11 protein-coding genes are annotated in these 12208 nt (G+C 33.2%); 3 read left to right on the forward strand and 8 right to left on the reverse strand.

Going from position 1 to position 12208, the window contains the following annotated elements; translation table 11 throughout:
• Positions 1 to 421: 421 nt before the first annotated feature.
• Entirely contained in the window at positions 422 to 643 is a 222-nt protein-coding gene (locus Q1A01_RS10010) for a hypothetical protein (protein WP_299679762.1), read from the forward strand.
• A gap of 414 nt (positions 644 to 1057) precedes the next feature.
• Here the strand turns inward: Q1A01_RS10010 and Q1A01_RS10015 are convergent, their stop codons facing one another.
• The 8 genes from Q1A01_RS10015 to Q1A01_RS10050 all read right to left on the reverse strand — a co-directional run bounded on the left by Q1A01_RS10015 (position 1058) and on the right by Q1A01_RS10050 (position 10442).
• Entirely contained in the window at positions 1058 to 1300 is a 243-nt protein-coding gene (locus Q1A01_RS10015) for a CDGSH iron-sulfur domain-containing protein (protein WP_299679765.1), read from the reverse strand.
• A 108-nt stretch (positions 1301 to 1408) separates the two neighbouring features.
• Positions 1409 to 2104, reverse strand: a complete 696-nt coding sequence (bla, locus tag Q1A01_RS10020) for a subclass B1 metallo-beta-lactamase (protein WP_299679768.1) — start codon at positions 2102 to 2104, stop codon at positions 1409 to 1411.
• 62 nt (positions 2105 to 2166) lie between these two features.
• Positions 2167 to 3528, reverse strand: coding sequence for a DEAD/DEAH box helicase (locus Q1A01_RS10025; RefSeq protein ID WP_299680028.1), 1362 nt, complete (start codon positions 3526 to 3528; stop codon positions 2167 to 2169).
• Positions 3529 to 3753: 225 nt separating this feature from the next.
• On the reverse strand, positions 3754 to 6720 hold the full coding sequence (locus Q1A01_RS10030) for a gliding motility-associated C-terminal domain-containing protein (protein WP_299679771.1): 2967 nt from the start codon (positions 6718 to 6720) through the stop codon (positions 3754 to 3756).
• 272 nt (positions 6721 to 6992) lie between these two features.
• Entirely contained in the window at positions 6993 to 7817 is an 825-nt protein-coding gene (locus Q1A01_RS10035) for an ABC transporter permease subunit (protein ID WP_299679774.1), read from the reverse strand.
• A gap of 6 nt (positions 7818 to 7823) precedes the next feature.
• Positions 7824 to 8723, reverse strand: coding sequence for an ATP-binding cassette domain-containing protein (locus Q1A01_RS10040; protein ID WP_299679777.1), 900 nt, complete (start codon positions 8721 to 8723; stop codon positions 7824 to 7826).
• Positions 8724 to 8825: 102 nt separating this feature from the next.
• A complete protein-coding gene (locus Q1A01_RS10045) occupies positions 8826 to 9881 on the reverse strand; it encodes a nucleoid-associated protein (RefSeq protein WP_299679780.1) in 1056 nt (351 codons plus the stop codon).
• Positions 9882 to 9932: 51 nt separating this feature from the next.
• Positions 9933 to 10442, reverse strand: a complete 510-nt coding sequence (locus tag Q1A01_RS10050) for a hypothetical protein (protein ID WP_299679783.1) — start codon at positions 10440 to 10442, stop codon at positions 9933 to 9935.
• 330 nt (positions 10443 to 10772) lie between these two features.
• Here Q1A01_RS10050 and Q1A01_RS10055 point away from each other — a divergent pair, with 330 nt between their 5' ends.
• Both Q1A01_RS10055 and Q1A01_RS10060 read left to right on the forward strand, forming a co-directional pair.
• On the forward strand, positions 10773 to 10967 hold the full coding sequence (locus Q1A01_RS10055; RefSeq protein WP_299679786.1) for a hypothetical protein: 195 nt from the start codon (positions 10773 to 10775) through the stop codon (positions 10965 to 10967).
• A 505-nt stretch (positions 10968 to 11472) separates the two neighbouring features.
• A complete protein-coding gene (locus tag Q1A01_RS10060) occupies positions 11473 to 12207 on the forward strand; it encodes a GDSL-type esterase/lipase family protein (RefSeq protein WP_299679789.1) in 735 nt (244 codons plus the stop codon).
• Position 12208 lies beyond the last annotated feature (1 nt).

Here is a 12208-nt window from a genome sequence, read left to right on the forward strand (position 1 = left end):
TTCAAATAGAAATCACTTTAGAATTAAGAACTAATAAAAGTACAATTAATAGAAAGCTTAAATCAAACAGCATAGGTATATGAATAAACTGTTCTTGTCTTTTTAGTCTTAAAACGTAGGTTAGGTTTGTTTTCTGTTACCATATGACTTTTGTAATAAAGTTCTTATTGTATCATTTCTTAAGTTTCTAAAAAATACCGTCACCTTATTTCTCTCATAACTTACATTCTGTTGTATCCTCGAGAGAAAGGAGAAAGAAAGAAAACACTTATTAGTCAAATGAAAATGACATTAAAATAATTTCATTTGAATATGATCAGATTATTCATACAATTATAAAAACATTCTTGCAAGAGTAGACATACAATATGAGTGTCTTTAAATGTTCATATTAATTATGAAATTAATAAATTATGTAACTATGTTAAAAAAAATAAAAAATTTAAATGGAGTACAAACCTTAAGTCAGAAAGCACAAAAAAACATATTAGGAGGCTGGGGAGAAATTTGTCTTACGATTGGATGCTTTAGTAATTATTCCCAAATTGGAGGTGGATCTTGTGTTATACAAGCTCCAGCAGGTCAAAATTGTATTGGCAACGTGGATGAAAATGGGCAATGTTGTGTAGGGTTTGGATTCTAGTCAATCGTTTTAAAAAACATTTTAGGATATAGAAAAAATCACAATACTCTTACTCATTAAACATTCTTTTCTAATAGTTTTATAAAACTTAGGCAAATTCTTCTAAATTAATAGTTTCTAAAACTTCTTTTAGATTAGAACAATATTTAAAGAGTAGCTTTGTCTTTTTTCTTAAAATATAAGCCTTGATATAAATATACCAAGGCTTATATGTTTTACATCAAAAAAATATAAAATGCACTAAAGATACTTGTTCATTTCTCCTCTACTTCATTATAAAAGTTTTCGAAACTATGTGTTTACAAGAGTTTCACTACTACGTAAGACAAAAACAATTTCTCATCTTAAGACGCATTATATAATTCATTTAGTGTTATTGCTTTTACATTGATATTTAAAAATGTATAAATTACATTAGTTTTTATGCGACCCATCACAATACGGAGGGTTCTTCGTTAATTTACACGTACATAAATATACAGTTCCTGTTTCTTTTGCTTCAAAGCGTAGATTAGGTGTGCTTTCTGCTGCTTTATGACCTCCATCACAAAAAGGTTGGTTTTCACTGTGTCCACAAGTACACCAAGAGTATTTCTTTCCTTCTACAACCTCACAAGCAATAGGAGCATCTCCTCCTCTTTTCTTATTATCTTCCATAGCATTATTTTTTATACCTACTTGTCAATATACAAGAAGGTATCGTTATTTTTAGATTATTAATAAATCTAAGATATAAAGAAAGACTTTTGGAATTATTCTAAATTATCAGCCTTGTGTTTCTTTTTCTGAAAACAAGCTTATCGTATAATCTAGTAGTGAAACATCTCCTTTGGCTCCATGTCCTGGTATCACTGTTTTAACATCTGGATATGTTTCTTTTATTTTCTGAATCGTTTTTGGCCATTGCTGTGTATCTGCATCTTTTATGTTACCTATAGATCCAAATAAAGGTCGTACCATACATCCTCCAAATAACAGTTCTTCTTCTTTGATATAAGACACAATATTATCTTGGGTATGTGCAGGTCCAAAATAGGCATTTTCAACAGTACTACTTCCTACTTTTACTTCCTGCTTCACTTCAAATGGGTGGGTTATTACTATGGAATCTTTGGCTAAAATAGCTGCGGTTTTAGACGAAGCATATGAAGGTATATTTGCTTTCGCGAAAGCTTTTAATCCTCCAGAAGCATCACTATGATTATGATTTACAACAACTCCTTTTATCGTTGCTTTTAATTCTGTCTGGACAAAATCTATAAGTAATTTTGTATCGTTATCATTTACAGGTGTATCAAAAACAACCGCTTCTCCTTCAGAAATATAAACATAACCGTTACAAGGATAGTAAGTAGATTCTTTTAATTTTAAATATGAAATATATTGATAATGATTTTCTGAAAGTTTAACAATCTCTATTGGCCTTACATAAGCATCAGGATCAAATTTATTCCTCCCCAAACAAGATGTTAATAATAGTGTCAGAATACAAAAAACACTAAGGTTATAAAGTAGTTTTTTTATCATTTCCGTTTATTCCTTTTATTGTAATTCTTATCTCCTCTTGTTTTAGGCTTTTTATATTTCTGCTTTATAGTTCGCTGATATGAACCACCTAAATTGACTTTTTTATTCTTTTCTTTCTTCTCGTGAAAGGCAGGTCCTGGCGCATCCTCATCTTCCATATTCTTTCTACGGATAGGATTATAAATTTCCTTTGCCTCAGGACGCTCTTCTGGAGCTAATTCTTCAGATATCTCTACAGTATCTGGCAATTCTGTTTGAGGAACTTCATACTGCATTAATTCCTCTATATCTGCGAGTGCTTTCTCTTCTTTTGGAGTTGTAAGAACAATGGCTGTACCTTGTCGTTGTGCACGACCAGTTCTTCCTATACGATGCAAATAGTTTTCTGGATAATTGGGTGTATCTACATTAATGACATGTGAAATATCATCTATATCTAACCCTCTTGCCATTACATCTGTTGCAACAAGAATACGTACGACACCTTCTTCAAAATCTTTGATACTATTTAAACGATAGTTTTGCGTTTTGTTAGAGTGTATCACTTCACATTGTTTAGGGAATGCTTCGTCTAGTCTTTTAAAAAGACGATCAGCCATACGTTTATCTCTAGTAAATAGTAATGCTTTTGGGTATGTTTTCGCGGAAGCGAGTTCATCCATCAAAAAATTGACCTTTGTATAAAAGTTAGGAATCTTATATCCTATTTGTGTAATATTTTCGAGTGGTGTTCCACTACGCGCTACAGAAATGCGTTGTGGTTTTTGAAAGAAATCACTAATTAATGCATCCACATCATCTGTCATGGTTGCAGAAAACATAATATTTTGTCTACGCGGAGGTAGAATATCAAAGATGTTCATTAGTTGAGGTCTAAACCCTAAATCTAACATCACATCTACTTCATCTATAACTAACTTCTGAATAGTTTTAAGTTGTAAAACCCTACTTACAGCAAGATCATATAAACGTCCAGGTGTGGCTACAATAATATCTTGACCTTCTGCAATAAGCTTTTTTTGTGTATTGATATTTGCACCACCATATACTCCTGCCACACGTACATCCAAATAAGTTGATATCTTGTTAATTTCATCAACTACCTGAACAACAAGCTCTCGCGTAGGCACCAAGATCAATACTCTAGGTGTCTCCTGACGTGAGCGTGTAAGAATTCGTAAGATTGGGAGCATATATGCATACGTTTTTCCCGTACCTGTTTGTGCGATACCTACAACATCTCTACCGGACATTACAGGGGAAAAAGCAAGTTCTTGAATAGAAGTTGGCTCGGAAAAACCTAGGTCTTCCAATGCATTCCACAAAGAATTATTAAGATTGAGTTCTCTAAAAGTCATAACATTAGAAGGATCGGACAAAGCTAGTGAATTTTAACAAATTTTTGTAAGAAATTCGTATTAACAATTTATAGGCTAAAAATATTTTAGAATATGCTCATTTTATTCATATTCAACTATAAGAAGTATTGAATTTAGATACCACTAAAAAAAGGATTAGTCCAACTTATAATTTTGAATTTGTCCGTTAAATTTTCAAAATCGAGTTTTACTAAGAAATTTGTATTAACGGTTTAAGTATACCCATCCCACCATATCATCAATGTTTGGATCTCTTAATTTTAGCACCCAAAAATACACTCCTGTAGGAGCTTCGTTACCACCAATACCCTGATTAGGAATACCGTCCCAAAATGGGACTTCATTATCTCCACTATAAATCAAGTTTCCTAAGCGAGAATAAATAGTTAATTCATAATCAAAGACATCTTTAAGATTACTAATTTCAAAGACATCATTTATGGAATCTCCATTAGGAGAAAAGCCATCTGGCACAAAGGGAGGGCAGTTTTCTATAGTAATTGTAAACTGAGCCAAATTGTAACAGCTATCACTATTGGGGCTATCGGTTCGTATATATATAGTTTGCGGGTTTGTACTATTTGTATATATAAACGGGTTTTCGATTTGATTCACTTCATTAAAAGCATCATCAGGGTTTTCATAATACCCCGTTATCACCTCATCATCTAGTAGTACAATATCTTCGGCAGCTAACACAAGATCGAATGTTGCCATTTCAAAACCTTCATTACATGCTTCTATAGCGGGTAATAACTGTGGAGGATCTATAGTAAGTGCTTCAATTCCAAAAATACCCAAATCAAAACATGCCGTATTATCAGGATTTTCCAAGCGTACATATATGGTTTGTGGATTTTCTATGTTTTGATATACTTCTGGATTCTGAATACCACCTATATTATTCTGGGCATCCTCTAATGTGGTATGAAAACTTACTGTAAAATCTTCTTGTCCGTCTACAATTGTAGCTTGTTGTTGGGTAAGGTCAAATAATAAAATACCATCATTGCTACTATCATCACAAGCAACAATATCGTTTAAAGAAGGTATGATAGGTTGATCAAATACTTCCAGAAGGAAAGAATCTGTAGTTACACATATCGCATCATCATTTTGTACAATACGCAAATAAATGGTTTGCGGAGACATCGTATTATCAAAACTATCTGGGTTGGGAATTGCATCATCTCCATTAGTAGCATCAGCTTCTGTAAGATGAAACGTCACTGTTACATTAGATTGATTTCCAATGGCGAGTACTTCATTTATTGTTAAATCAAATGTAAACAGGCCATCATTATTTTGATCATCACAGACTAAAAGGTTTCCTAAGGCATTTGCTATTACAGGAACATCTTCTACTATAAGTTGAAAAGAAGACACATCAAAACAATCTTCTGCTAACGTATTAGAGAGTCGCACAAAAATAGTTTGTGGGTTACTTGTATTCTGGAAACTTGTAGGGTTTGCAATAGGATCTGTGTTTGTTTGCGCATTTACTAGACTAGTATAAAACTGAATAAAAACATCTGTTTGTGTTCCTATGATAGTTCCGTTTTGGGAAGACAAATTAAATATAGCAGTCTCGTCATTACTTTCATCATCACACACTATAGTATCTTCTAAATCAGGAATTACAGGTTGTGCCGCTACCGATATCATAAAAGACTCAATGCGTGTACACAAGGGATCTGCTTCTAGACGAAAGCGCACAAAAATCTGTTGAGGATTTGTACTATTTGCATAGCTATCAGGATTCGTAATTGGATTACTACCAGCGATAGCATCACCTTCTGTCTCGTGATAGGTAACTATAACTCCTGTTTGTCCTCCTACTGCCATATCACCAATAACAGTCAAATCAAAAAAAGCAATCTCATCATTACTTTCATCATCACACACACTTACATCCAACAAAGGTGTTTCTATGTCTATTACATTCAAGTTTATAGAAACCTCAGATGATTCATTATTTACTTCATTAGTCTCAGTGACTTCCCCATTTCCAGTCCCGTCATCATCTACAACCGCTATTAAGGTAAAGATATCAGGAATTCCATTAGGAATAGTCAATGTAATTAATCCAGATAGTGATGCGTCAGGAAGTATTTCTGCAGTGGTTATGGTCGTTCCGGCAAGGACAGCATCTGCATAAAATGCCACAGACGTTCCTACAGGCAAAGGATCTGTTCCCAAATTTGATACTGTATATGTAATTTCAACATCTCTGCTGCCGCAAGCGACATCAAATGTATCTATAGCAATTACCCCATCTGGCAATTGACTATTTAATACTGTAATAATATTATTAATCATTACAAAGTCCTGACCGGAAGTAAGCAGAATCGTAGCCGAAGTATCTCCTATATTGATATTATTTTCAATACTGTAAAAATCAATATCCATATTATACAAATCATCTTGACCTGTAAAACTATTAGTCCCATTAAATTGATTATCTGCTGGGTTTAATGGAGGGTTACTTAAGATATTCCCATTTATAGACAGGGTTTCATTTACAGCAATACCCGCATCTCCTTCCCATGCAACAAATCCTATACGAGCATTTTCATTATCTAAAACATTTAGGTTTTCTAGTTCTATCGTCAGTTCGTTGTTAAACTGAGACACATTTTCAAGTCCATCAAAAACATTAACAAGATTTAAAGGTAGATCTGGGTCTTCAAAAATAACGGTGATGGCCCATCCTCCAAAATTAGTTCCTGTAGAACAGAAAGGCGTAATCGCATCCGTTAAATCTAAGTCTCCAAAGATGTATTCTCCAGATCCTATAGTTTGTACCATCGTAGTTACATCTACAAATCCTGCAAAAAATACGCGGTCGTCATCTATTTGATCTGCAAAGGTACGCTCTGCTGTAAGCGGAATATCATTAAGAGTAATATCAAAATCGCCTGTGCCAGAACCTGCCCAATACAAATATGCAGCTTCTACTGTTTGATCTGGTGCAAGGGTTAGCGTGGCCGCACTTTCTGTAAGAATTTCACAAGGAGCACCGCCTCCATTTTCATCTGTATTGAGTGTGTTTCCTATAGCAGTATAATCAAAACGTCCAGCAAAAATCGTAAACTGCTCTATCTCTTGCGCCTCTAGAAAGGGCGAGATGAGCAAAAATACAAGTAGGATTTTATAGTAGTTTTTTTGCATAACTGCCTAGTATCCTATAAATGTACCATTTCTTTTTTTGATTAGCTATACCAAAACCTCCTCAATATAGGTATGACTTTTTTCGCTTTCGCGAAAAACAAGCAAGAAACCGGATCGTTTTACTACAGACATTAGGGCAATTTAATGATACTCTAGTAACAGATACCCGAATCATCTTTCGCGGAAGCATAAAAAAGAGCCAAAACATATATTTCGTCCTGACTCTTGATTGTTTTATATCTTGATTTGTTTTCGCGAAAGCGAAAATAAAATTATAAATCGCGCTTTTTCAGTAATGCAAATGAGGCATATATAAATATAAAAATCCACACTGAGACAATCGCTACTTCATACCAATGCACTGCATAATCTAATGCTGCATCGGCATCTAATCGGCTTGCTGCATTTTGAACAAAGTTCATTCTTGTAAATGGTTGATTAATCAGATTCCACATAGAACCAAGTGGTAAAACATCCCATACTTTCCAGCCCACTTCGCTATTTACTCCCCAAGAGACAAGACCTAAAATTATCCATTCTACAATCCACCAAAATAAGAGGAAGCCCAAAGCAAATGCTGAACGTTTTATTAAAATTCCTAAGAATAAACAGAAAGAAAAGAATCCTACCAATTTCAAGAAAAAAGCAAACAAAAATTCTAATCCTTGTACAATGATTGCTGGTTCATTAAAGTCTGAATAGATCAATCCTAATACAAAGCTTAAGAGCCCTACAAAAATGGTTGAGATTAAAGAAAAAACAATTACTGTAAAAAACTTAGAAAGTATGAATTCCTTTTTGCTTAATCCATCTATCAAATTCTGTTTGAGTGTTCTATTACTATATTCATTTGCGGTCATAGACACAATCACGACGGCAAGGAAAAATTTAAGTAAAGCGGCTAACCAAGTATTTCCATGCCATATAAATGGAAAATTAAAAATACCTTGTTCTGCTAATTTCACTTTAATAATTGGAATTTCTATTAAAGAAATTAGTGCAATTGCAGATAATAGTATAAAGTATCCTAAGATGAGAACTCTAGATACTTTATTATGTTTAAGTTTATAATATTCTATCGTTAAAAGTCGTAGCATGGCGGTTTAGTTTAGGTTGTTAGTCAATTCTAAGAACTGCTCTTCCAAGCTTTCCTTACGTTGTACAAGATGGCTAAGAACAATGCCTTGGGCATGCAATTGATTATTCAATTCTTTCGCGCTAAGCGGATTATTTAAAAATCCAGTAACCAAATCGCCTTCTGTTTTTACGTCTCCAAACATTGGGTTATTGTTAAGATAGTCTACAAGTTTTTTGGTATCATCACATTTCAATTCAAAGAAACCATGACTTGCATTCATCGCATCTACGCGACCTGAATACAACTTTACACCTTTACGTAAAATAACCACATGAGAACACACTTTTTCTACTTCATCTAGTAAATGAGAAGCTAGTAAAATGGTCGTGCCAGAGGCTGCTATCTTTTTTATAATTTCTCTAATTTGATGAATCCCCTGTGGGTCTAAACCATTAGTAGGTTCATCTAAAATTAAAATTTCCGGATCATTTAATAAGGCAGAAGCAATAGCAAGACGCTGTTTCATTCCTAACGAATAGGTTCTAAACTTACTGTCTTTACGGTCTAATAGACCTACAACTTCCAGTTTTTCGTCTATCTTATCTTTAGATACGCCTTTTATTTGACATACAAGTCCAAGGTTTTGACTTGCCGTCATGTATGGATAAAAGTTTGGACGTTCTATGATCGCGCCTACTTTTTTAAGCGCATTATGTGTAGAATCTGATCCGTCAAACCAGTGATAATCTCCTTTTGTGGCGTTTACGACATTCAGCACCATTCCTAAAGTAGTTGATTTTCCACTTCCGTTAGGTCCTAAAATACCATACACATTTCCTTTTTCTATGGTAAATGAGAGATCATTTACAGCACGTACCGCACCGTAATGCTTGGTAAGTTTATTGAGTGTGAGTATTGTTTCCAAAAAGATATGTTTTTTGATTGTGTTATGTAAACTAGACGGTTACCAAAACTTTTTGTTACAAAAAAAGTCCCGCAATGCGGGACTGTATATCGTGAAGCCTTGTTATTGCTGCTCTTTATTAAAATAAACAAGATAATAATACATCTGTTTTTCTTCATCCCAACCCTTTTCTACAAATTTTTCTGCACTTTCAGGATTGATAAAATCTAACTTGATTTGAATATTTGTATCCAACTGGATTAGATTCTTTATTTTTTTACGTTGCGAACTTACCGCTTTGTTACTAATAGGAAACTCTGTTAAGTCTTCTATTTTATATTTTGGTGCTTGTTCCGATTTATAATGTTTAAATTCTGGAATTAAATCAGGGTTTTCCAAAACTTCATTAACAAAGGCACTTTCATTAAAGGCATCATTCTTTGCAAAATGATTTACCGCACGGTTCATAAATAAGACTTCTTCTTTCTTATCTTCTGCTGGAAGTACTACATCTTTAGCAAAGTCTTGACAGAATTTTAAATACTTCTTCGTATAAAAATTATCATCTTCAAATATCTCAACGCCTAAAAAGTTTTCAAGCCAATACTTGGTGTCGTAACGATTGGAATCTACCGATAGGATTTTATATCCTTCTTCTGGTTTATGATTTACAATCAGACAGCCTTTATCTAATTTATTAAGATTGATTCCTTGTTCTAAAAGCATTTCTAGGTTAGACCCGCTTTCGCGAAATTGTAAAAAGTCTTGCTTTAACTCGCTTTTAAAAATCCCTATGGCATCGGTTTTAATATTATCAATCATCACATTATCTAAATGTGCGATATATAACTCTCCAGCTTTAATATGTGGATGCTCACTCTGTTCATACAAATGTTTTGCAATCTCTTCAGAGAGTAAGTGCGTTGCACTAGGGTTTTCAAAAATCTTCTGTGCAATTCCAAATAAGGTATGAAACTCTAAATCGGCTTCATGATCAAAGCGATAATAGTTTTCTTCTTTTTCTCTAAAAGGTTTAAAAAAGAATTCCTTTATTAATGGAGTAATTTCATCACTTAAAGGATACGGATCATTAGACACAAAAAGACCTTCTGCTTTACTTTTATTACCAACTCTATGAATAGAGAGTGACTCAATTTGCGTGCTATATAAATTAATCATGTACTTGGTTTGGTATTGTTAGTTTACACTGGGTATGTTTCTGGGGATAGACTAGTTCCAGTTTTGATCAAAATTAAGGTTATCAAGATCATCTATATCTAGATCATCATCAAATTCTGGCCCCATATCTTCTTCATCAGCTTCAAAGTTTATTTCTGGTGCTTGGTCTGGTATTTGACCATGTACAAACATCAAGTTAGGATAGATGATGCCTTCTTCACGCTCTGCAATTTCTCCAAGCTCCACCATAAAACGCCACATACTTAAGAAATCATATACATAAAGCATACGTGTTTCTGCCTCACTAATCACATCTTCTACGAGTGTTTCATTCATTAATCGTACCTGTACACTTCCATCACTCATATCAAAAAGAGAAATCTCCTCGCCTTGATTCCATTGATCGTCACTCTTATAAAAAGATGCCATCTCTCCTCCATCAAATCCAAAAGATTGATTGATGGCATTATGGAAATCTTCCAAGGTTGCTGTCTGATCAATCTCTAAGTCTCTAAATACATCTTCTTCTGTATCTAGAATGACTCTAAAACGATATATCATATCTTCAAAAATATTAGGGAGTAAAGATACTAATACCTTTACGAGTATAGAAGGTGTATGGGTAAGAAGTTATTAAGATGAATTAAAATGATAGTATAAACGCTATTTCCTATTACATATTACTAATATATTCCCGATGTACATTTTGGATAGATTTCTTGATTTTTCCCCTCCCTGAAGGGTGAATCGAAGAAATATTCATTACTTCATTAGGATTTGAAGTAAATAATGAAGATTGATAAGATAATATACCAGTTATTTTATAAAAATGCACTGCGGATATATATTACAAAATCGTAGCTTTATATTAGCGCCTCTTAACACGTTACTATGAACACAAACAAGGTAGTTGCCTATTTTCTCGGACTTTTAAGCTTAGGTGGTATCTCTGAAACCTATAGAATACTCACTTCTTCTGCTCCAGATATTGCTCCTCAAAGAGGGTATCTTATGGTTTTATCTGTATGTATGACAGGATTATGCATATATGCTACTGCAAAATTTTGGAGAAAAAGCAAAGAATAACTACACAACAAACTACCCATCAGTCAAATAAAAAATATATCATTTAGAAAATGTGGTATTCAAAATAAAAGGTATTCTTTTGAAGACTTCTAAACAGTAATTTTTATTAAAAACTGTTAAAGTTTATTTATTTTGTAAGAATAATCTTTATTAATTGTTTTTAACACATCGTTGATTAACACAAATTTCCCTATATTTGTACTTCCTAAATCAAAAATTAAACGTCATGACACAAATTACACTTCTACAATTCCGGACTAATTCCTCTTATTTTCACAAGCAGTATTAAATAAAAATCCTAATTGTATAATTAGCTGTATATCTGATATATAGTTCACATGCAAGCTTTAACATTCAATACTTATAAATTAATCTCACAATTTATAGGGTAACAAAATTGAATCACAAGAACATTAAACTAATATGTTCAATTCTAAAAAAAGCTTTTACTAAAAATTATACAATCTAATTTTCATAGTATACCCAACCCCAAATTAAGATTATTATGTCCCCAAAAATTTACAAACTAGCAGTTCTATTTTTATTTTTAATCGTTGTCTCTTGTACAGATGAAGGAGGTCTTGAGAATGCTCCTCCTGCATATGAAGTAAACATACTCACTCTTGGAGATTCAAGAGTTCAAGGTAATAGACCTAATCATGAAAGTTATCGTTTTGAACTTTGGAAAAGTTTTATTCAAAACAACTGGACCGTTGATTTTTTAGGTCCAAATATAGATACAAGTGAATACCCATTAGTAGATGGCTTAAATTTTGATAGTGAGCATGGAGGTGTAGGTGGATATACCACAAAAAATGTATTATCATCTCTAGAAGAAACATTAGCTAGTGTAGAAATGCCTGATGTTATTTTATTAGGAATTGGTGGTAATGATTTAGTGAGAAATATTGCTAATGAAGATGCTATTCAAAACATACATGGGATCATAGACATTTTACAAGATTACAACCCTGACATCACTATTTTTATAGAACAAATTGCACCGGCAGTATCTGAAATTTATGATGAAGAAAACATCTTAATTTTTAATAGTTTTAATGATGCTATTTTAACCGTTTCTGGAGAACGTACTACAGAAGATTCTCAAGTAATTGCTGTAGATATGGCTTCAGATTGGTATGATATCTTATTAGCAGATCAAGTACATTATAATAGTTTAGGTGCAAAAGTAGTTGCAGATAAATACTATAATGCTGTAAATTTACATTTAGAAAGATAAA

The organism is uncultured Dokdonia sp. (genome assembly GCF_947492815.1).
Lineage (GTDB): Bacteria > Bacteroidota > Bacteroidia > Flavobacteriales > Flavobacteriaceae > Dokdonia.

Bases quoted from the DNA above. Each gene is read 5' to 3' on its own strand.
- Q1A01_RS10010 (WP_299679762.1), top strand. From the start codon at position 422: ATGTTAAAAAAAATAAAAAATTTAAATGGAGTACAAACCTTAAGTCAG.
- Q1A01_RS10015 (WP_299679765.1), bottom strand. From the start codon at position 1,300: ATGGAAGATAATAAGAAAAGAGGAGGAGATGCTCCTATTGCTTGTGAG.
- Q1A01_RS10025 (WP_299680028.1), bottom strand. From the start codon at position 3,528: ATGACTTTTAGAGAACTCAATCTTAATAATTCTTTGTGGAATGCATTG.
- Q1A01_RS10030 (WP_299679771.1), bottom strand. From the start codon at position 6,720: ATGCAAAAAAACTACTATAAAATCCTACTTGTATTTTTGCTCATCTCG.
- Q1A01_RS10035 (WP_299679774.1), bottom strand. From the start codon at position 7,817: ATGCTACGACTTTTAACGATAGAATATTATAAACTTAAACATAATAAA.
- Q1A01_RS10045 (WP_299679780.1), bottom strand. From the start codon at position 9,881: ATGATTAATTTATATAGCACGCAAATTGAGTCACTCTCTATTCATAGA.
- Q1A01_RS10050 (WP_299679783.1), bottom strand. From the start codon at position 10,442: ATGATATATCGTTTTAGAGTCATTCTAGATACAGAAGAAGATGTATTT.
- Q1A01_RS10055 (WP_299679786.1), top strand. From the start codon at position 10,773: ATGAACACAAACAAGGTAGTTGCCTATTTTCTCGGACTTTTAAGCTTA.
- Q1A01_RS10060 (WP_299679789.1), top strand. From the start codon at position 11,473: ATGTCCCCAAAAATTTACAAACTAGCAGTTCTATTTTTATTTTTAATC.